This is a genomic window from Pseudarthrobacter sp. J1738 (assembly GCF_050490315.1).
In the GTDB taxonomy this organism is placed as follows: Bacteria; Actinomycetota; Actinomycetes; order Actinomycetales; family Micrococcaceae; genus JBNPEO01.
On record NZ_JBNPEO010000001.1, the window covers coordinates 411,400 to 430,914 of the forward strand.

At 57.5% G+C, this 19,515-nt stretch carries 20 protein-coding genes and 1 tRNA gene; 15 read left to right on the top strand and 6 right to left on the bottom strand.

Features of this window, described 5'->3' with window-relative positions:
* Positions 1 to 36 precede the first annotated feature (36 nt).
* The 3 genes from ACQR35_RS01955 (at position 37) to ACQR35_RS01965 (ending at position 3,067) form a co-directional block, all read left to right on the top strand.
* A complete protein-coding gene (locus ACQR35_RS01955; RefSeq protein WP_430269075.1) occupies positions 37 to 1,122 on the top strand; it encodes a YgfZ/GcvT domain-containing protein in 1,086 nt (361 codons plus the stop codon).
* A complete protein-coding gene (locus tag ACQR35_RS01960; RefSeq protein ID WP_430267967.1) occupies positions 1,119 to 1,529 on the top strand; it encodes an ankyrin repeat domain-containing protein in 411 nt (136 codons plus the stop codon). The genes ACQR35_RS01955 and ACQR35_RS01960 overlap by 4 nt, the downstream gene beginning before the upstream one ends.
* A 65-nt stretch (positions 1,530 to 1,594) precedes the next feature.
* On the top strand, positions 1,595 to 3,067 hold the full coding sequence (locus ACQR35_RS01965) for a DHA2 family efflux MFS transporter permease subunit (protein WP_430267966.1): 1,473 nt from the start codon (positions 1,595 to 1,597) through the stop codon (positions 3,065 to 3,067).
* An 8-nt stretch (positions 3,068 to 3,075) separates the two neighbouring features.
* Here the strand turns inward: ACQR35_RS01965 and ACQR35_RS01970 are convergent, their stop codons facing one another.
* From ACQR35_RS01970 to ACQR35_RS01990, 5 genes are all read right to left on the bottom strand, one after another.
* The gene (locus tag ACQR35_RS01970; RefSeq protein WP_430267965.1) at positions 3,076 to 3,897 is read right to left on the bottom strand and encodes a GNAT family N-acetyltransferase; all 822 of its coding nucleotides are present in this window, start codon (positions 3,895 to 3,897) and stop codon (positions 3,076 to 3,078) included.
* 2 nt (positions 3,898 to 3,899) lie between these two features.
* A complete protein-coding gene (locus tag ACQR35_RS01975) occupies positions 3,900 to 4,925 on the bottom strand; it encodes a 6-phosphofructokinase (protein ID WP_430267964.1) in 1,026 nt (341 codons plus the stop codon).
* Positions 4,926 to 5,038: 113 nt separating this feature from the next.
* A complete protein-coding gene (locus ACQR35_RS01980; RefSeq protein WP_430269076.1) occupies positions 5,039 to 5,293 on the bottom strand; it encodes a PspC domain-containing protein in 255 nt (84 codons plus the stop codon).
* A gap of 3 nt (positions 5,294 to 5,296) precedes the next feature.
* A complete protein-coding gene (locus ACQR35_RS01985; protein WP_430267962.1) occupies positions 5,297 to 5,590 on the bottom strand; it encodes a hypothetical protein in 294 nt (97 codons plus the stop codon).
* 1 nt (position 5,591) lies between these two features.
* Positions 5,592 to 6,941, bottom strand: coding sequence for a PspC domain-containing protein (locus ACQR35_RS01990; protein ID WP_430267961.1), 1,350 nt, complete (start codon positions 6,939 to 6,941; stop codon positions 5,592 to 5,594).
* A 206-nt stretch (positions 6,942 to 7,147) separates the two neighbouring features.
* On the opposite strand from ACQR35_RS01990, the gene ACQR35_RS01995 reads away from it, so the two are divergent.
* Both ACQR35_RS01995 and ACQR35_RS02000 read left to right on the top strand, forming a co-directional pair.
* Positions 7,148 to 8,482 carry an ATP-binding protein gene (locus ACQR35_RS01995; RefSeq protein WP_430269245.1) on the top strand — a complete coding sequence of 445 codons (1,335 nt, stop codon included), beginning with the start codon at positions 7,148 to 7,150 and terminating at the stop codon, positions 8,480 to 8,482.
* Positions 8,479 to 9,150, top strand: a complete 672-nt coding sequence (locus tag ACQR35_RS02000; protein ID WP_430266350.1) for a LuxR C-terminal-related transcriptional regulator — start codon at positions 8,479 to 8,481, stop codon at positions 9,148 to 9,150. Before ACQR35_RS01995 ends, ACQR35_RS02000 begins: the two co-directional genes overlap by 4 nt.
* Positions 9,151 to 9,271: 121 nt before the next feature.
* Here the strand turns inward: ACQR35_RS02000 and ACQR35_RS02005 are convergent, their stop codons facing one another.
* Positions 9,272 to 10,489: a pyridoxal phosphate-dependent aminotransferase gene (locus ACQR35_RS02005; protein WP_430269077.1), complete on the bottom strand. Its 1,218-nt coding sequence runs from the start codon at positions 10,487 to 10,489 to the stop codon at positions 9,272 to 9,274.
* A 240-nt stretch (positions 10,490 to 10,729) separates the two neighbouring features.
* Here ACQR35_RS02005 and ACQR35_RS02010 point away from each other — a divergent pair.
* From ACQR35_RS02010 to ACQR35_RS02055, 10 genes are all read left to right on the top strand, one after another.
* Positions 10,730 to 10,802: transfer RNA gene (locus ACQR35_RS02010), tRNA-Trp, on the top strand.
* A 138-nt stretch (positions 10,803 to 10,940) separates the two neighbouring features.
* Complete coding sequence (secE, locus tag ACQR35_RS02015; RefSeq protein ID WP_430266352.1) at positions 10,941 to 11,198, top strand: preprotein translocase subunit SecE; 258 nt, start codon at positions 10,941 to 10,943, stop codon at positions 11,196 to 11,198.
* 117 nt (positions 11,199 to 11,315) lie between these two features.
* Complete coding sequence (gene nusG, locus ACQR35_RS02020) at positions 11,316 to 12,125, top strand: transcription termination/antitermination protein NusG (protein WP_430269078.1); 810 nt, start codon at positions 11,316 to 11,318, stop codon at positions 12,123 to 12,125.
* A gap of 133 nt (positions 12,126 to 12,258) precedes the next feature.
* A complete protein-coding gene (gene rplK, locus ACQR35_RS02025) occupies positions 12,259 to 12,687 on the top strand; it encodes a 50S ribosomal protein L11 (RefSeq protein WP_430266354.1) in 429 nt (142 codons plus the stop codon).
* Positions 12,688 to 12,820: 133 nt separating this feature from the next.
* Positions 12,821 to 13,528 (top strand): 50S ribosomal protein L1, encoded by a 708-nt coding sequence (rplA, locus tag ACQR35_RS02030; RefSeq protein WP_430269079.1) that lies wholly within the window; start codon positions 12,821 to 12,823, stop codon positions 13,526 to 13,528.
* 179 nt (positions 13,529 to 13,707) lie between these two features.
* Entirely contained in the window at positions 13,708 to 14,820 is a 1,113-nt protein-coding gene (locus ACQR35_RS02035) for a GNAT family N-acetyltransferase (RefSeq protein ID WP_430266356.1), read from the top strand.
* The gene (locus tag ACQR35_RS02040) at positions 14,810 to 15,925 is read left to right on the top strand and encodes a GNAT family N-acetyltransferase (protein WP_430266357.1); all 1,116 of its coding nucleotides are present in this window, start codon (positions 14,810 to 14,812) and stop codon (positions 15,923 to 15,925) included. The genes ACQR35_RS02035 and ACQR35_RS02040 overlap by 11 nt, the downstream gene beginning before the upstream one ends.
* Positions 15,926 to 16,258: 333 nt before the next feature.
* Positions 16,259 to 16,846, top strand: a complete 588-nt coding sequence (gene rplJ, locus ACQR35_RS02045; protein ID WP_430266358.1) for a 50S ribosomal protein L10 — start codon at positions 16,259 to 16,261, stop codon at positions 16,844 to 16,846.
* A gap of 60 nt (positions 16,847 to 16,906) precedes the next feature.
* Positions 16,907 to 17,281: a 50S ribosomal protein L7/L12 gene (gene rplL, locus ACQR35_RS02050; protein WP_430266359.1), complete on the top strand. Its 375-nt coding sequence runs from the start codon at positions 16,907 to 16,909 to the stop codon at positions 17,279 to 17,281.
* 286 nt (positions 17,282 to 17,567) lie between these two features.
* Positions 17,568 to 19,409, top strand: a complete 1,842-nt coding sequence (locus ACQR35_RS02055) for a bifunctional metallophosphatase/5'-nucleotidase (RefSeq protein ID WP_430269080.1) — start codon at positions 17,568 to 17,570, stop codon at positions 19,407 to 19,409.
* The last annotated feature ends 106 nt before the right edge of the window (positions 19,410 to 19,515 follow it).

The following is a 19,515-nucleotide window of genomic DNA, read 5'->3' on the forward strand; positions in this document are numbered from 1 at the left end:
GGGAATAGGGCAAAGCGCAAAGGACTTCTAGATCGTATGACCTATAACAGCCTTCTACTGTCGCGCCCTGGTGCCGTAGCTGCCGGCGGCGTTGATGCTGGCGTCGCCGCACACTATGGCGAACCGCTTCCCGAGCAACGCGCCCTTGCTGGCGGCAAAGCGGTGGCTGATTTCTCCCACCGCGGCGTTGTATCGGTGAGCGGGCCGGACCGGTTGTCCTGGCTGAACACGCTTTCCTCACAGCAACTGACCGGTCTGAAGCCGGGGGAGTCCAGCGAGTTATTGCTCCTGAGCATCCAAGGCCGGATTGACTACGATGCCCGAATTATTGACGACGGCGAAACTGCTTGGCTGATCGTGGAAACTGCTGAGGCACAGCCGCTCGCCGCGTGGTTGAACTCGATGAAATTCATGCTGCGCGTTGAGGTAAGCGACGTTTCTGAGAAATGGGGCGTCCTTGCAAGCACCCATGAAGTTGCGGAATGGGACCAGTTGCTTCGCTGGCAGGACCCATGGCCCAACGTTGGGCCCGGCGGCTACGCCTACAGCCCCATCGAACAAGCTCAGCACCCCGGTTATGAGCGGCCCTGGTTTGAATATCTAGTTCCTATCGAAGACCTGGTGAACACGGTAGGGGAGCGGCGCTTGGCGGGAACCATGGCTAGCGAGGCGTTGCGCATCGCAGCGTGGCGTCCGCGTTTGGGTGTGGACACTGATGAGAAGTCAATTCCGCATGAGCTTGACCTGATCCGTACCGCGGTTCATCTGGCTAAGGGCTGCTACAAGGGCCAAGAAACTGTGGCACGAGTGCACAACTTGGGTCACCCGCCACGGCGATTGGTGTTTTTGCACCTGGACGGCTCACACCACACTCTCCCTGAAGCGGGAAGCCCCATTCACGTTGAGGGCCGCGCAGTGGGCACTGTAACAAGCTCGGCGCTGCACTACGAGATGGGTCCCATCGCCTTGGCAATGGTCAAGCGGAGCGTTGATCCTTCCATCACTTTGACGGTGGTGGACGGGGAGCAAAACTATGACGCCGCTCAGGAAATCATTGTGGCCCCGGACGCCGGGCAAGTAGTTGGAAGACAAACAGGATTTATTCGCGGGAGGCACGCATGAGCAACGACAACGAGGCGATTGAACTTGCCCACCGGCTCTTTGATGCAGCCCGGGCCGGAGATAACGCTGTTTTGGCGCCTTATCTGGAGGCCGGTGCACCAGCTAATTTGACCAATGCCAGCGGCGATACGCTCTTGATGCTCGCCGCGTACCACGGGAATGCTGCCACGGTTGAGCTGTTGCTAAAGCACGGCGCAGACGTTGAAGCGAGTAACGATCGTGGCCAGACGCCTCTTGCAGGGGCAGTTTTTAAGGGATACACCGAGGTTGCTCGCCTCCTTTTAGACGGTGGCGCTGATCCGGCCGCAGGAACACCGAGCGCTGCAGACACCGCAGCCATGTTCCAGCGCACCGACATTCAAGCACTTATCGAAGAACGCCGCTCAGGCACTTCGGCTGCTAGCTAGGTACTGCTACCTCTAGCCAGGCACACCATCAGTCCAAGAACGGGCTAGAAAAGATAAACAACTTAATGGAAAACGTTCAACGTCCTTGGCCGGCGCTGTGGTCCCTTGTGATCGGTTTCTTTATGATCCTGATCGACACCACCATTGTTTCTGTGGCCAATCCACGGATTATGGAAGGCCTGCACGCAGACATCAACTCGGTGATCTGGGTGACCAGCGCCTATCTGCTGGCCTACGCAGTTCCCTTGCTGATCACCGGTCGCCTAGGTGACCGCTTTGGCCCTAAAAAGCTGTACCTCTCAGGCTTGGTAGTTTTTACGGCTGCTTCCCTCTGGTGCGGTTTGTCCCAAGACATCGACATGCTGATTACCGCCCGGGTAGTTCAGGGCCTCGGCGCTGCGCTGATGACCCCGCAAACCATGGCAGTTATCACCCGGATTTTTCCGCCGAATCGCCGCGGTGCAGCCATGGGCCTCTGGGGTGCGACGGCGGGAGTCGCCACCCTAGTTGGCCCCATTTTGGGTGGGGTACTGGTTGATGGCTTGGGATGGGAGTGGATCTTCTTTATCAACGTTCCCGTTGGTGTTGTTGGATTCATTTTCGCTCTGCGGTTTGTTCCCAAGCTTGAGACTCACACGCACCGCTTCGACGTCCTAGGAATTGTCCTTAGCGCTGTGGGAATGTTCCTCCTGGTCTTTGGGATCCAAGAAGGCGAAAAGTTCAACTGGGGTACGGTCACTGGGCCCATCACCGTGTGGGGCCTCATAGTTGTTGGGCTGATAGTCCTCATTGCGTTTGTGGTGTGGCAGTCCATCTTCCCGAGATATTTCATGGGTGAGCCTTTGCTTCCCTTGGGTGTTTTTAGGGACCGGAACTTCTCACTCGCGAACATTGCCATCACCGCAATGGGCTTCAGCATCACGGCTATGTCCTTGCCGCAGATCTTTTACTACCAGATGGTGCGGGGCATGAGCCCCACTCAGTCAGCGCTCATGATGGTGCCCATGGCGGTGATCTCAGGTGGTTTGGCCCCCGTGGTTGGGAAGATCATTGACCGCGTGAACCCACGCTTTATTACGGCAACGGCTTTTGTACTGATGTCTGTGGCGTTGTTCTGGAATTCGCTACTCCTGCACCCGGACACAGCCATCTGGTTGTTCTTGTTGCCCAGCGCTTTATTGGGTTTTGCAAACGCCGGAATTTGGGCTCCCCTCAGCTCTACCGCAACCCGTAATCTGCCGCCACGGATGGCGGGAGCTGGGGCTGGTGTTTACAACACCACTCGCCAAGTTGGTGCTGTGCTGGGCTCTGCCGCCATTGCGGCGCTGATCCAAGCACGCCTTGCAGCCGAACTGCCCACAACACCCGGGACTACAGGTAGTTCCTCACTTGAATTCAGTGGAACGCTGCCGGACTTCTTACACGAGGGCTTCTCTACCGCCATGGGCCAATCGATCATGCTGCCCGCTGCAGTGGTTCTGCTGGGGGCCGCGATGGCTGTTTTCTTCGCTGCACCCAAAGCTAGCCAGTTGCGCTAGCCCCGGACTCATTGGCCCAGCTTCACTGTGGTTTGCGTGCCACCTGCGGCGAAGCCAAGACTCCTCGCTAGGGCAAGCGCTCCAGTGTTAGTGACATCAGCGATGCATTGGAGCGTTAGCCCGCCCGCTAGAGCCTCATGAGCGGCGATGGAAGCTACCACGGTGCCGAGGCCTTGCTGACGCCAGTCGGGGGCCACCAGGACCGCCATGGAGGCCAAGAGCCCTTCCCACTCGCTGAACGCGCCAGCGCCGAGGGGAACGCCTTCGTTAATCACGGTATAAAAGCTTGTGTGGCCCGCAGCCCAAGACACGGTGCTCGAAGATGCATTCCAAGATGCGGCATCCCCAGCCCCACTGTTCAGAGCGCCATGGACTTCGTTCACGTCATCCGGCGGGCAGGAAGTCTCTAGCCTCTGAAAATCCTCGGGACTATGTGAAACTTCCAGCTCTTCGGCGGTTTGCTGTAAGGGTAGATCATCGGCAAAAAACAGCGCAGACGTGCCACCCCCATGGCCATTAGCGCGGCGGGAAACACTCAAAAGGGTGCCATGATCAGCCAATTGTTCATCGCTGAAGTCACTAGCAGCCTCGAGGGCCCACGCGGGACCAGTCAGCGCAGCGACTCCAAACAACCGAAGAAAGCTCAACTCTCTGGCTGCCGGATCCTCACGCCACAAACGCACGGCTGGCCGCGCTCCCGAGCCGGCCACAGCTAAGTGTGACCGGCGCGCACTTGAGGAAGTAGCGGCGGCGAAAGCGCCGTCGTCGAACCCTAAATGTCTGGCCCAGGCCAGTTGGATAATGTCTGCAGAGCCGGCGTCCAGAGTCATGCTTAGCCGAAGAGGACGGCGGCCTCGTCATAGCGGTGCTGAGGGACGGTCTTGAGCTGGCCCAGGGCGTTTTCGAAGCTCACGTGTGTGATCTCCGTGCCGCTCAACGCAACCATGGTTCCCCAACGGCCCTCAACCACCGAGTCGATCGCGGCCATACCCAAGCGCGTTGCTAGGACACGATCAAAAGCGGTAGGAACACCTCCGCGCTGGATGTGACCCAGGATGGTGGCGCGGGTTTCAATACCGGTGCGAGCCTCAATTTCTGGGGCAAGCTGATCGGCAATGCCACCCAAGCGTGGACGGCCAAAGGTGTCCAGGCCACGCTCAGAGTGCGGCGCTTCCATGTGGGAGGGCACAAAGCCTTCTGCCACCACCACCAGAGGAGCACGACCACGTTCGTGAGCGTCGCTGACCCACTCGGCGATCTGTTCGATGCTGGTTTGCTGTTCGGGAATGAGGATGGCGTGCGCACCCGAGGCCATGCCGGAGTGGAGCGCAATCCAGCCCACGTGCCGGCCCATCACTTCGGCGATCATGCAGCGGTGGTGCGATTCGCCGGTGGTGCGCAGACGGTCAATAGCCTCGGTGGCAATCTGTACAGCCGTGTCGAAGCCAAAGGTGTAGTCGGTGGCGTCGAGGTCGTTATCAACCGTCTTGGGTACACCCACAATCTTGAGTCCAGTATCGGTGAGCCGCTTGGCCGCGGCCAGCGTGCCTTCGCCGCCAATGGCGATCATCGCGTCAATACCAAGGCGCTCCATGTGTGCCTTGATGACCTCAGGTCCGCCACCGTTTTCAAAGGGATTGGTGCGGGAGGTACCTAAGATGGTGCCACCCTGCTTGGCAATGCCACGGACCATGGTGCGGGGGATGTCCATAACATCGCCCTCAACAACACCGCGCCACCCATCACGGAACCCCACAAATTCGTGGCCGTGGATAGCGATGCCCTTCAGGACGGCGCCACGGATCACGGCGTTGAGTCCGGGGCAGTCGCCGCCGCTGGTGAGGATTCCAATTTTCATGAGTGTGGCTCAAATCCTTGCTTCGATTAAATGCGTAGGGAGAGCGCACCGTTGAGCTCACTAAGATTGTAGGCGAGGGTGTGGCGCGGGTTACAACTGGTGACAAGTTAACTTTAGGAACTCGCGCGTTTGTCCAAGAAGCTTTGCAACGGAATTTTGGCGGTTTTAGCGTCCGGCAGCACTAGCCACGCAGCGGCGTACAGAACAAAAGCTGGGCCGGGAAGCAAACACAACAGTAAAAATCCGATCCGAACCCAGGAAACGTCCAGATTGAATTTGGCTGCTATTCCGCCGCAAACGCCACCAAGCCAGCGTTGAGGGCCACGGTTCAATCCTGCGCTTCTGATGATTTCGTAGAACTTGTTCATGCTCTAAGCCTCCTTGTTTGTGCCGAGATTGTCACTTTGTACAGGTACTTCGGGTTCCGCTGAGTTGAGTGTTTCGGCCGCGGTGCGGGATCTCTCTGCGGCCCCCGAGACGATTCCTCCGATGAGCAGAGCCAAGCCGGCCCCGATCATCACGCCAATCGCCACGTAGCTGCCATTAAGCGCGATCACTCCAAGTTGAGAGACGATGATCAGAGCCGCGAGCGCCACAATCAACAGCCCCCACACAATAGTTCCAACCCGGGGTGGTAGTGCTGCGTTCGGTTCATTGCTGCTCATTTCACTGACCTCCGTTGATGATGACGTTGCTGACCGTTGCCTCGAGATTGATGATCAAGGGTGCCCCGGGTTTGTCCGTATTGAAGTCTTCGCTTGGTTGGCCTTCAGTGCGATTAAAGTTTTGGCCGTTGATGCTCACGTTGCCCATGGTGATGTCATAGCGAATCTGAACGGGAATGTCCGCGGGCAGCAGAATGGTTGCATTCGCGGCAGTGATGTCGAGCTTCACGGTCTCGGAATTACTCAGAGGCGCTCGCAGGTCCAGGCTTCGCAGATCGATGGTCCCTCGACCCGCGGTCAGGTCAAAGCCATTGGAAAGCTCGGTCACCGAGGTTGGTGCCCAGTTGCGGTTGCCAAAGTCAGAACGGACTCCGTGCTGCGCCACGTTGAATACGCCTCCAATCATGAGGGAGATAATGGCGAAGAGGAACAGCGCTCCGGCGGTGCGGCCTCTGAAGCCGGCCACAAGAATCGCGACACCGAGTACGACGGCGGCACTAGCCCATGCGATCGCGTTTCCGTGAGGCCCCAGGTCAAGGAGGTTGGTGGCATCGGCGGCTTTGAGCCCGCCACCAACGAGGAGTCCGCCGCCGAGAGCCATCAGTACCGTGGGTTTCCCGGGGCCGGGACGGTGCGGGCGCGGCGGGCGCGGCGGGCGAGGAGGCTTTGGGGTGTAGCTGTACGCGCTGTAGTTTTCACTTGGGTAGTTGGTGCTTGGGTACTGGGTGGTGGGGTAAGCGAGGGTTGGTGGGGCGGTGCCTGCCGTTATGGTCCCTGTGCTGGTGGTTGGTGCGTGGGTGTAGTTGGTGTTTCTGTGCACGATCGGAGGGATGGTGTGCGGCGCTGTGCCTCCGTGGCCTCGGCGGTTGAGCAGCCAGTAGACGAACCAAACAATCAGGCCAATCCAGAGCAGGCTCCAGAAGATCCCTGATCCTCCACTCCAGCCCCATCCCCAGAAGCCTCGGCCTAGAGCGGGGAGGCCAACCACTGTTGCAACAAGTGCGCCGGTCATGCCGCTTGCCCAACGTCCTCGGCCCGCTTCTTGGGCGTGGATTCGGCCGTCTGGCTCGGGGAGAAGAGCCCAAGCCAGACCATAAACAAATAATCCGACGCCGGCAAAAATAACCAAGAGCAGCAAGAGGCCGCGCACAATGAGCGGATCAATGCCGAGTTTTTGGGCGATGCCACTCGCAACCCCACCAACCCAGCGCTCCTGGCCGCGGCTAATACCTAGGCTGCGGATCCACCCGAAGAAGTCGCTCTCCGGCGCCGCAGTGGGCTGCGTTGGCGTTTCCGTGGGCGGCAGTGGTGGGGGAGGCTGCACTGGATCGGGGTTGGGGCTCGAGTTCATACCTCGATCTTGCCAAGCACGGGTGCGTGCTATCTATGAGGTAACACCCTGAATAAACCCTGAGTGTGGGCAGTGGGTTCTCAGGGCAATACTGAGGGAGCGAATGTTGGAATCACCCATTCTGGGCGTTTTCCGCCTAATTCGGCTCCTTGCACAGTGCCCAGTGGGGATTGCCGTGCTTGGATTGAGCTGTGAGTCCAGACCGAATCCAAAGCGCGCCACAACGTCCGCCGCTTGTACGTAGCAGCGAACGAATGCTGGCCGGTGTATGTGCTGGCTTGGCTGACCACCTGGGCTGGCCAGTACACACCGTGCGCTGGATCATGATTGCTGCGACCTTAGCCGGCGGGGCAGGACTGGTCTTTTATGGGTGGCTCTGGATTTTGGTGCCTACAGCCGATGAAGCTGCCAAGCCAAATGCCAAACGGCCAGCGTCCCCCATTGCTCCAACGGTGAGTTCTCCGGGATTCGCTTCGCACGTTGGCGCTACACCTGGCTCATATTCCTCGACTTCGGGCACAGCTGGTGTCTCCGGCGCATCGTGGACACGCACCTGGAACAAAGTTCGTCACGGCAAGGAAATCCTGCTGGGCGCCGGGCTCATTCTGGTTGGAACAATCTTGATCGCCCGCCAATTCGGAGTGGATGTTCCTCTGGGAACGTTGATCCCTGCGCTCGCCATCCTTGCTGGTGCCGCAATCGCGTGGATTCAGCTAGACGAAACCCGCCGATCCGGTCTCGTGGACAAAACCAAAGCGAACCAAGCCGGTGGCTGGGCCCGACTCGGTGCGGGTTTGGCGTTGGTCATTGCCGGTGTCCTAGTGATCGTTTCAGGATCGGGCTCTTGGGAACAAAGCGGCGTAGCTCTACTGGCTTCAGTCGCCGTTCTGGGCGGCGTGGCACTTGTGCTTTTGCCGTGGGGACTGAAGTTTTGGCGCGACCTAGAAGCCGAACGAGCAGGGCGAGTACGCGAGACCGAACGGGCGGAAATTGCGGCCCACCTCCATGATTCGGTTCTTCAAACCTTGGCGCTCATTCAACGAAGGGCTGGGAACGAGCAAGACGTCGCCCGCTTGGCGAGAGCCCAAGAACGTGAACTGCGCGAGTGGCTGTTCCGTGACTCAGCCAAAGATGCTGCGGAATTTGGTGAGCAGCTCAAAGCCTTTGCCGCCGAAGTGGAGGACGCCCACGGAGTCCAAATCGACGTCGTTCTTGTGGGGCAGGCCACCACCACCGAACCGTATGAAGCGCTCTTGCAATCAGCGCGAGAAGCCATGCTGAACGCCGCCCGGCATGCTGGCGGCGCCATCAGTGTCTACGCAGAAACCTCGGACACGGGCACGCAGATTTTCGTCAAAGACCGTGGTCCCGGTTTTGATCAAAACGCAGTTCCAGCCGATCGGATGGGTGTACGTGAATCGATTGTGGGCCGAATGAAACGCCATGGCGGAACAGCCGAGATCGTGAGTGGAAGTGACGGCACTGAAGTTCGACTCAGCTTGCCCGCTACACCGCCAGAGAAGAACGAAGGAGCATCATGAGCGAGCCCGTTACGCCGCGGAACCGTCGGGTGAGAGTAGTCGTTGTGGATGATCACGCCATCTTCCGCTCGGGCCTCAAAGCTGATCTAGACGAAGGCATCGAGGTGGTCGGTGAAGCAGCCAGCGTGGAACAGGCCATCGCAGTGATTACGGCATCGAAACCAGAAGTGGTGCTCCTTGATGTCCACTTGCCAGGTGGTCTGGGGGGAGGCGGACGCGAAGTTCTCAATGGGTGCCTTGCACTCCTAGGCGAAGTCCGATTCTTGGCCCTGAGCGTTTCCGATGCCGCCGAAGACGTGGTCTCCGTTATTCGATCCGGCGCTCGCGGCTATGTCACAAAAACCATTTCAGGCGCAGAAATTTCAGATGCCGTTCGCAGAATCTCCGACGGTGACGCAGTGTTTTCGCCACGATTGGCTGGGTTTGTTCTAGATGCCTTCGGGACAGTACCAGCGGAGATCGCGGATGACGAGCTAGACAAACTTTCAGCGCGAGAACTTGAAGTGATGCGGTTGATTGCTCGCGGTTACAGCTACAAAGAAGTGGCTAAAGAGCTGTTCATTTCGATTAAAACTGTGGAAACACACGTCTCAGCGGTACTGCGAAAGTTGCAGCTCTCCAACCGTCACGAGCTCAGCAAATGGGCTGCAGACCGCCGCTTGCTTTAGCAGCGATGTGACAGTTCCAGTTTTTTATTCCACTTTTCCGGAACGCTCCCGCACCAAGGCGAGGGAGCGTTCCGGTTTTTCTTGGAGCAAGTGAGCGAGTGTCGTACTTGGTGGCGCCGTATTACTTAGCGGTGCCCAGGAAGTCCTGCAAACGGCGCACACCTTCGGCAAGGTCTTCGTCACCCAGCGCGTAGCTCAAGCGAACAAAGCCCGAGGGGCCAAATGCTTCGCCCGGGACTACAGCCACTTCAACTTCGTCCAGAATCAACGAGGCCAACTCGGCAGAGGTTGTAGGAGTCGCAGTTCCAGCAGCAGTCTTGAACTCCTTACCCAGCAGGCCGCGGACGTCTGCGTAGACGTAAAAGGCGCCCTTCGGCGTCGGACATTCAACACCTTCAATGGCGTTCAAACCAGCAACAATCGCCTTGCGGCGGCGGTCAAAGGCCACCTTCATCTCATCCACTGCCGTCAACGGGCCCGAGACCGCAGCGAGGGCCGCGATCTGCATAATGTTGGAGACGTTGGAGGTGGCGTGGGACTGCAAGTTGGTTGCGGCCTTGATCACGTCCAGCGGGCCAATCATCCATCCCACACGCCAACCGGTCATGGCGTAAGTTTTTGCCACACCGTTGAGGATGACCACTTTGTCGCCTAGCTCAGGGGCTGCGGTGGCAATCGAGGTGAAGGGAACGCCGTCGTACGTCAGGTGTTCGTAGATTTCATCGGTGACCACCCACAGGCCCTTGGAAGCAGCCCAGCGGCCAATCGCTGCCACTTGCTCGGGGCTGTAGACCGAGCCGGTGGGGTTGGACGGGGAAACAAACAGCAAGATTTTGGTTTTTTCGGTGAGCGCCGCTTCGAGCTGCTCAATCGAAACCAAGTAATCCTGCTCGGGGCCAGCGAAAACTTCTACCGGAACACCGCCGGCCAAACGAATGGCCTCCGGGTACGTGGTCCAGAAGGGTGTGGGAACAATTACTTCGTCTCCCGGATCAACCAAGGTCGCGAAAGTGTTGTAGACGGCTTGTTTACCGCCGTTGGTGACAAGAACCTGGGCCGGATCAACCTGGTAGCCAGAATCCCGGAGCGTCTTTTCCGCAATGGCTTTTTTCAGTTCAGGAAGCCCGCCAGCGGGGGAGTAGCGGTGAAACTTGGGCTGCTTCGCGGCTTCAACGGCGGCCTCCACAATGTAGCCGGGTGTGGGGAAGTCAGGCTCACCCGCACCAAAACCGATGACGGGCCGGCCAGCTGCCTTGAGGGCTTTGGCCTTAGCGTCAACGGCAAGCGTCGCTGACTCGGCAATGGCGGAGATCCGGAGGGAAACACGGGCTGCAGTCATCACGATTCCATTTCTGGTGGGACTCGAGGGTGGTCGATTCGACACAACCAACTCTATGCTGGCAAGGCGGGTTCGACGTAGCCGGAGAAGTTGCGTAGACTTATTCCTCGGTGTTGAAAACGCCACGATGGTTTGCGCCTGAGAATCGGTGCATAAATCATTTTGTATCTCGTATACGATTGATTGACGTTCCGCCCGGGAAGCCGGTTGGACAAACACCGGAGTGGTAATTCGCTCCATAGGGTAGTGGCGCAATTGGTAGCGCAGCGGTCTCCAAAACCGCAGGTTGCAGGTTCGAGTCCTGTCTGCCCTGCGCATGGTTGTCACGGCATGTAGAAATGCCGAAACAAGCACAACTGGTGCAATGAGCAAAGTAATCGGGGCCCGATTGGGTTTCGGTTGAATACATTCCCCAATGGGAATGGATCACAACAGATGAGTGAGGATCACGGTGACCGATACAGCTGCCCGCAGCTCCAAGGGTCGTCCCGCGAAGCCTAGTTTCTTCGCTCGCATCGCTCTGTTCTTCCGCCAAGTCATTGGTGAATTGAAGAAGGTTGTGACCCCCACCCGCTCGGAATTGATCAATTACACGCTCGTTGTGTTGGTATTCGTTGTGATCATGATGATCATCGTCACTCTGCTGGATCTGGCTTTTGGTACAGGTGTTGGCTGGGTCTTCGGTGGCTCAGGATCGCTGGACAACTAGCTAAAACTGTCCGCAGGCCGCGCGCAAAACACTGAAATTTCAGGTGAAAATGCGGGGTCTGTGGAATTGAGCCATTTAACAGGGCATAAAATGCAATTTGAGGAAGCAGGAGACCAAGTGTCTGAGCAGGAGCTCGAGGTAACCGAGACTGAGCAGGATGAGACCACGTCTGTAGCGGCTGAAGCTGGTACTGACGCAGAGTCGGAGTCTGCTGCGCCCGAAACCGCGGAAGATACTGAGGTCGCCGAGGAAACTGAAGTTTCCGAGGACCAAGACGCAGTAGAGGACGACGCCGATGCGTTGGCTGCCGCTGCAGCCGCCGCTCCTGTTGACCCCGCGGAGGAGTTCAAAGCCAAGCTTCGCCGCCAAGAGGGTGACTGGTACGTTATTCACTCTTACGCAGGCTACGAAAACCGCGTTAAGACCAACCTTGAGACTCGTATCCAGACCTTGGACATGGAAGATTACATCTTCGAAATCCAGGTTCCCATGGAAGAAGTTGTTGAGATCAAGAACGCTCAGCGCAAGGTCATCAACCGCGTTCGTATCCCCGGCTACGTATTGGTTCGTATGGACCTGACTGACGCATCGTGGGGTGCAGTTCGCCACACGCCAGGTGTAACCGGCTTTGTGGGTAACGCTCACAATCCCGTACCGCTGCGTTTGAACGAAGTTTTCTCCATGCTCGCTCCGGTATTCGAAGAAGAGCAGGCAGAAAAGGGTTCGCCCATCAAGCAGCCTTCGGCTCAGGTGGATGTGGACTTCGAGATCGGCGAGTCCGTCATTGTGAAGGAAGGTCCGTTCGAGACCCTCAATGCAACGATCTCCGAGATCAAGCCCGAGTCTCAGACTTTGGTGGTTTTGGTTTCGATCTTCGAGCGCGAAACTCCTGTAACCCTCGCATTCAACCAGGTCACCAAGATCTAGTTGAACCAAATTTTTCGCTCCATAACCGTGTTGCTTTAGCGGTTGCGGAAGCGTTCGGTCGCCTCGCCATGGCGGCCACCCAGCTAAGGCGCACTCCTGTTCCTTAGTAAGTTATTGAGAGAAGGACCCTACATTGGCTCCCAAGAAGAAGGTCACCGGCCTCATCAAGCTGCAGATCCAGGCAGGTGCCGCTAACCCGGCTCCTCCGATTGGTCCCGCGCTTGGTCAGCACGGTGTCAACATCATGGAATTCTGCAAGGCCTACAACGCGGCAACGGAAGCCCAGCGCGGCAACGTTATCCCGGTTGAGATCACCGTGTACGAAGACCGTTCATTTACGTTCATTACCAAGACCCCCCCGGCTGCAGAGCTCATCAAAAAGGCTGCAGGCGTTGCAAAGGGTTCGGCTACCCCGCACACCGTTAAGGTTGCCAAGCTGACCCAGGCACAGGTTGAAGAAATCGCAACCACCAAGATGGAAGATCTGAACGCCAACGATGTCAAGGCTGCCGCCAAGATCATCGCCGGTACCGCTCGTTCCATGGGTATCACTGTCGAGTAATTGACACTCAGCTTTACCCCTGCCGGACTTCCGGCGAATCGAAAATTAGAGTGTTGGGCATCTTTGGATGGCCAACTGTGGCAGGGCCCAGCGCGGTCCGCAGACCACAACTGCACAAGGAGAAACAAGCAGCATGGCAAAGCGCAGCAAAGCATATGAGGCAGCCGTAGCCAAGATCGAGGCAGACAAGGTCTACGCCCCGTTCGAGGCAATTACGCTCGCCAAGGACACCAACCCGTCCAAGTTCGACGCTACCGTTGAGGTTGCATTCCGTTTGGGTGTTGACCCTCGTAAGGCTGACCAGATGGTCCGCGGTACAGTCAACCTCCCGCACGGTACCGGTAAGACCGCCCGCGTTTTGGTTTTCGCAACCGGTGACAAGGCAGAAGCAGCAATCGCAGCTGGCGCCGACTTCGTTGGTTCCGATGACCTGATCGAAAAGATCCAGGGTGGCTGGACCGACTTCGACGCAGCAGTAGCAACTCCTGACCTTATGGGTAAGGTTGGCCGCTTGGGTAAGGTACTTGGTCCTCGTAACCTCATGCCTAACCCCAAGACCGGTACCGTTACCCCGGATGTTGCAAAGGCTGTGAATGACATCAAAGGCGGAAAGATCGACTTCCGCGTTGACAAGCACTCCAACCTTCACTTCATCATCGGCAAGGTGTCCTTCGACGCTCTCAAGCTGGCCGAGAACTACGCAGCAGCATTGGAAGAGGTGCTTCGTTTGAAGCCGTCCGCTTCCAAGGGCCGCTACATCCAGAAGGCTACGGTTTCCACCACCTTCGGTCCGGGCATCTCCGTTGACCCGAACGTTACCCGCGTGGTGACTGAGGCTTAAGTCTCACTTTTAGTGAAAGACCCGCTGGCATCTGCCAGCGGGTCTTTTTCTTTTTGCACGGGTTCTGTTGGGCGGGGCTCTTTTGGCCGGACTGTTTTGGCCGGGCACCGGTGGAAGTCACGCTCGCTCTATTGCTCGATGTGACTTGAGATCGAGTGGCTCGCCGTTAGGCTGACTGGATGGATGCGCATGGGGTAGTGATCGAGGAGCTGAAACTTCCAGAGACAGTTGGCAGTACGGATGCCGGCGCCTTTTTGGAGTTTAGCGCGCTCACTGACGCGCTGGTGATTGAAACCTGGGGCAGTCTTGATCGTGCTACGCCCATTACCCAGCGGCTTGCAAGCTGGAAGCCTAATGAATATTGGGAATTGAAATTCTGTTTTGTCCGAGTTCAGGGGCAGATGGTCGCCAGGGCGTGGATAATGTTTTCGCTTCAGGACAATCTTGACTCGTGCTACCTCCAAGTCGACGTCCTGCAAGCCTTCCAAGGCCGCGGCCTGGGCAAGATGCTTCTGGACCATGTTGAGGCGGTGGCTGAACAGCGCGGTCGGCATGTGCTGATGGGTTCCTCGGGACACCAAGCCACTTTTGATCCCGACGCCGATGGCTTACTTTCCGCCTCTACCGGCAGCGGCGGACTACCCAAGAACAGCCGCGCCGTACGGTTCGCTCTTACCTCTGGCTACCGGCTAGAACAACCCGAGCGGGTGAGTGCCCTAGAATTCGGTTCTGGCGCTGAGGCCCTGTGGGACCAGCTGGAAGCTGATGCCCTTGCCATAGTGGGGGACAGCTTTGAACTCTTGCACTGGGTAGACGAGTGTCCGGAGGAGTTTGTAGATCAAATGGCTGTGCTGATGTCCAAGATGAGCACCGATGCACCGGCTGGTGGGGTGCAGCTTGAGGCGGAACTATGGGATGCACAGCGGGTGCGTCGAGTAGAACAAGTTGCCAAGGGCGGTGGTGTGACATCTCTGGTGAGTGCTGCTCGGCATGTGGCCACTGGAGAATTGGCAGCGTACACGGTGCTTGAGATCAGTAGCGAGGCGCCCAACGTGGCCAAACAAGATGACACCTTGGTTGCCGCGGGGTACCGCGGGAATCGCTTGGGTGTTCTGGTGAAGTTGCTGAACCTGAGGCGTTTGCGCGCCAATTATCCGCGCGTTGTCCAAATTGTCACAGAGAATGCTGCTGAGAACAGCTACATGCTCAATATCAATATCGCCCTGGGGTTCTGTCCATCTGGATACTCCGGGGAATGGCAAAAAGTTGTGGAGCAAGCCCGTGAACAGTGAGCTGAAAATCGAACAACTGTGGATCCCGGATTCCCTTGAGGATCCGGATGCTGAAGACTTCCTAGCTGCCGTAGAAGTGGCTAGGAAAGTTCGTATGCAAACGTGGGGCACCGACGATCTGGCATACACGCCAATCGAAAAACTATTGGAAGCTCATGATCCTTATGATCGGCTGATTGTTTTGGTGGCCAAGTTGGACGGGCAGATCGTTGGGGTGGTAGATATTTCCTTGCCGTTGGTGGACAACTCTGATCTCGCCGAGCTCACACTGGATATCCTGCCGGACTACCAGCACCGGGGCCTCGGGCGGGAATTGGTGGAAGCCGCAGAACTCTACGCTCGGGCCGAAGGGCGGCGCATGATTCTGGTGGATACGAACCACCCCCTAGCGTCGCTTCCGGACCTTGAAGCCGAGCAGCTACCGCCGGAAACGGGGGCCGGGTATGTTCCCTTGAGTAGCCGTGAGGCCAACTTTGCGCGCCGGACTGGATACACCCTTGAGCGGATCGAGCAGTTCAGCGCCTGTAATCTACCGTTGGACTCGGCCCTGATCGCTGAGCTGGAACTTGAAGCTGACCAAGCCAACGATGATCGGTACCGCCTTCACCACTGGACTGATCATTGCCCACAGAGGTGGCTCAACGCCGTCGCCCAGTTAGAGAATTCGGTGGGTGAAGACGGACGGTACCTCGGAGCCGATTCTGAGCAGATGACTTTTGATTCTTCGATGATGCGTGAAACCGAAGAACTCTCAATAGCGCAGGGGCGGCGCATGGTGGTTACCGCCGTCGAACATATTAACTCGGGTGCGCTAGTTGGAATCACAACTATCGCTGTCCTCGCGCACCGGCAGGACGTGGTCTTTCAAGACGATACTCAGATACTGGAGGAGCATCGCGGCAACAAGCTGGGATTGCTGATTAAAGTAGCCAACATGGAGCGCTTGTGCGAGCAGTTTCCGGACGCGCGGGTGATTTACACCTGGAACGCTCTCGAAAACAGGTACTTGCTGACCGTAAACCGGCAACTGGGCTTCGTGTCAGCGGGCGTCACCGGGATCTGGCAAAAGGAATTGCCGGATTTCTCGCCGGCAACTACGTCTTAACCCTCGGTGCGGGAGACCGGGCCTTTGATTTGGCGCTGCTCGGCCTCTCAGCTAAGCTTGAAGAACCAAAGACCGTCGGTTATTTGGAAATTCACCCCAGATGTTATGACACAACCGTGTGCGCATGCCGCTGGGAACCGTGAATTTTCAATCGAAGGCCCCTAACTTTAAGGGCGGCCGGCGCAGGTGAACGAAGCAACGCTCCATTCTTGAAAGAGAATGTTGAGCCAAGCCCCGTGCATCTGCGCGGGGCGTTTTTAGTTTGTGCGCACATGCGTTAGCCCATCCGGGCGGGGACCAGCAATACTGACTTTATTCCCCGGAAGGAGGGTTATGACAACGCCGAACAAGGTGACCGCAGTTTCTGAGATCACCACCGATTTCAACGAATCGAACGCCGCTGTTCTGACCGAATACCGTGGGCTCTCTGTTGCACAGCTCAAAGAGCTGCGTCGTTCGCTCGGCCAGGACAACAAGTACTCGGTCGTCAAGAACACCCTGACCGCAATTGCAGCCAAGGAAGCTGGTGTCGAAGCATTCGACGGTCAGCTTTCCGGACCTACTGCTATTGCCTTCATCAAGGGCGACGCTGTTGCTGCCGCAAAGAGCCTGACGGACTTTGCCAAGGCCAACAAGCAGCTGGTCATCAAGACCGGTTACTTCGAGGGCAAGGCATTGGACGCCAGCGAGGTTGCCGCACTGGCAGCTCTCGAGTCCCGCGAACTGCAGTTGGCCAAGGTTGCTGGTGTCCTCAAGGCACCTGCTGCTGCTGCTGCACGCATCATTGATGCACTGCGCCTCAAGCTTGAAGAAGAAGGCGGCGCTCCGGCTCCCGCTGCTGAGGAAGCTCCGGCTACCGAAGCTGCAGCCGAAGAAGCTCCCGCTGAAGAAGCTGCTGAAGCAGCTACCGAAGAGAACTAATTCTCTTCTCTCTCATCAAATTCTTGGTGCGCAGGCACCAACCAAAGGAAGGACGCCAACATGGCGAAGCTCAGCAACGAAGAGCTCATTGAAGCTTTCAAGGAATTGACCATCATCGAGCTCTCCGAGTTCGTTAAGCTCTTCGAAGAGACCTTCGAAGTTACCGCTGCTGCTGTTGCAGTTGCTGGCCCGGCTGGCGCCGCTGCTGCTGAAGAGGAAGAGAAGACTGCATTCGACGTCATCCTCGAAGCTGCTGGCGACAAGAAGATCGCAGTGATCAAGGAAGTTCGTGCAATCACTTCCTTGGGCCTGAAGGAAGCTAAGGACCTCGTTGACGGTGCTCCCAAGGCTGTGCTGGAAGGCGCAACCAAGGACGCTGCTGACAAGGCCAAGGAGCAGCTCGAAGCTGCCGGCGCAACCGTTACGGTCAAGTAGTCGATTCCGTTTCACTCAAAACCCCGTCCACTTCGGTGGACGGGGTTTTTTGTTGTCTCCTCGGCGGCGCCTCCCTCGCCGAATGGGTAGATAAAGCTCTTTTGCCCGGCGCCAAAGGGACATTATCTACCCACTCGGCGAAGGTTAACCGCAAGTGAAAGATTGCTATCCGATGCCTACCGATCCGCCGAAACCCTCGCTATCAGCGAGCTTCACTCCTAGACTGTCCAACGCAGCCGGAACAACCAGCCGCACAAAGACCTCGGTCCCACAGGAGCAAACCACCATGCACTCACCAGAGACGAAGATTAGCCGCAGAGCCATGATCACGGCAGCAGCAGTCGGCGGAACCACAGCAGCAGCAATTCTTGGAGCCGCACCAGCCCAAGCCGAGGCCAACGGCGGCCCAGCGGGGCACAACAAGAACTTCCGGCTAACAATCTTGGGCACAACGGATCTGCACAATAACGTTCTGAACTGGGACTACTTCAAAGACGCGCCGTACTCGGATAAAGCAGGGAACCAGATCGGTGTTGCCCAAGCCGCCTCCTTGATCCGTGCAGTTCGGGCTGAACGCGGTCACGCCAACACTCTGACCTTGGATGCCGGAGACATTATCCAAGGCACACCTCTGGCCTACTACTTTGCCAAGATCACTCCGGCTTCGAGCAGCGTCAAGCACCCCATGGCACTGGCCATGAACGCGGTAGGTTATGACGCCGTCGCGCTTGGAAACCACGAGTTTAACTACGGTATTGACCACTTGCGGACCTGGGAAAGCCAACTCACATTCCCAGTCCTGAGCGCCAACGTTCATAGCGCTACCACGGGGGCCAGGGCCTTTAAGCCGTACACACTCAAACGAGTCAAAACAGGCAATGGTTGGGTCACGGTGGGCCTAGTTGGTTTGGTTACCCCGGGCTGTGCCTTGTGGGACCGTGCCAACGTGGAAGGCAAGTTGACCTTCAACGGCATCGTGGAAGAAGCCAAAATAGTTATTCCGGAGGTCAAGCGAGCTGGGGCGGACATTGTGGTTGTCTCTTGCCACTCTGGCGCTACACCCGGGTCCTCCTACGGCGACGCATTGCCGTTCCCGGAGAACGCTTCAAGCCAATTGGCAGAAGAAGTGCCAGGAATTGACGCGATCCTGGTCGGCCACGCACACCAAGAAATTGCGGAACGTTTTGTCACGAACAAGACCACCGGGCAGCAAGTGCTCTTGAGTGAACCGCTGCGATGGGGCATGCGAGTAACCGTGATGGACTTGGACCTGATCAAGGACCGCGGCCAGTGGAAGGTCAACACAGCTCACGCACACCTTTTGGATTCGCGCACAGCTCCTGAAGATGCCGCAGTGGTTGCTGCAGTACGTTCCGGTCACGACGCCACAGTGAAATACGTCAACACTGTGATTGGCAATTCAACGGCAGCACTGACTACTGCAACGGCTTGCTGGGAAGACACGGCAGCTATTGATGCCATCAATTTTGTTCAGGCTTCCACCATCAAGGCGGAATTGGCTGGCGGACCAAACGCTCATCTGCCCGTCCTCTCAATTGCCGCTGCGTTTTCACGTGAAGTTGACGTCAAAGCTGGGGCGCTGACCATCCGGGACATTGCGGGCCTGTACATCTTCGACAACACTCTGCTGTCTATTAAGGTCACCGGTGCCCAAGTCAAGGATTACCTTGAGTGGTCTTCGCAGTATTACAAGACCGTCTCGTCAACCACCGTGCCAGCGGCGGACCTGACCAACGCCGTTACCAACCTGGCGCCCGCCGGGACACCTGACTACAACTATGACGTTGTGTACGGGCTCGACGGATCGCTGAGCTATGACATCGATGTAGCCAAGCCCAACGGCCAGCGGATTGTGGGCCTGAGCTACAACGGAGCCCCCATCGACCCGAAACAAGAATTTGCCATGGCGATTAACAACTACCGCCAGAGCGGCGGTGGGGGATTCCCGGGTGTCACTACCGCCCCGGTCCTGACGAACAGCCAACAAGAAATCCGCCAGCTCATCATCGACTACGTGGTGAACACCGGCACCTTGGACGCCGCTATTTTCGCCAAGACTGACTGGAAGCTCACGGTCAACGGAAGCCCCCTGACCGTCACCCCGTAGCCGGATAGAGTCCCAGAGAAAAACAGTTCAGCAAAAACAACCCAGTAAACACAAGGCGGGCTCCGGGGATACACCCGGAGCCCGCCTTCGTCAGACCCAATAAGAA

Coding starts and splice junctions, on each gene's coding strand:
- ACQR35_RS01955 (WP_430269075.1), top strand. CDS start 37: ATGACCTATAACAGCCTTCTACTGTCGCGCCCTGGTGCCGTAGCTGCC.
- ACQR35_RS01960 (WP_430267967.1), top strand. CDS start 1,119: ATGAGCAACGACAACGAGGCGATTGAACTTGCCCACCGGCTCTTTGAT.
- ACQR35_RS01965 (WP_430267966.1), top strand. CDS start 1,595: ATGGAAAACGTTCAACGTCCTTGGCCGGCGCTGTGGTCCCTTGTGATC.
- ACQR35_RS01970 (WP_430267965.1), bottom strand. CDS start 3,897: ATGACTCTGGACGCCGGCTCTGCAGACATTATCCAACTGGCCTGGGCC.
- ACQR35_RS01975 (WP_430267964.1), bottom strand. CDS start 4,925: ATGAAAATTGGAATCCTCACCAGCGGCGGCGACTGCCCCGGACTCAAC.
- ACQR35_RS01980 (WP_430269076.1), bottom strand. CDS start 5,293: ATGAACAAGTTCTACGAAATCATCAGAAGCGCAGGATTGAACCGTGGC.
- ACQR35_RS01985 (WP_430267962.1), bottom strand. CDS start 5,590: ATGAGCAGCAATGAACCGAACGCAGCACTACCACCCCGGGTTGGAACT.
- ACQR35_RS01990 (WP_430267961.1), bottom strand. CDS start 6,941: ATGAACTCGAGCCCCAACCCCGATCCAGTGCAGCCTCCCCCACCACTG.
- ACQR35_RS02000 (WP_430266350.1), top strand. CDS start 8,479: ATGAGCGAGCCCGTTACGCCGCGGAACCGTCGGGTGAGAGTAGTCGTT.
- ACQR35_RS02005 (WP_430269077.1), bottom strand. CDS start 10,489: ATGACTGCAGCCCGTGTTTCCCTCCGGATCTCCGCCATTGCCGAGTCA.
- rplA (WP_430269079.1), top strand. CDS start 12,821: ATGGCAAAGCGCAGCAAAGCATATGAGGCAGCCGTAGCCAAGATCGAG.
- ACQR35_RS02035 (WP_430266356.1), top strand. CDS start 13,708: ATGGATGCGCATGGGGTAGTGATCGAGGAGCTGAAACTTCCAGAGACA.
- rplJ (WP_430266358.1), top strand. CDS start 16,259: ATGACAACGCCGAACAAGGTGACCGCAGTTTCTGAGATCACCACCGAT.
- rplL (WP_430266359.1), top strand. CDS start 16,907: ATGGCGAAGCTCAGCAACGAAGAGCTCATTGAAGCTTTCAAGGAATTG.
- ACQR35_RS02055 (WP_430269080.1), top strand. CDS start 17,568: ATGCACTCACCAGAGACGAAGATTAGCCGCAGAGCCATGATCACGGCA.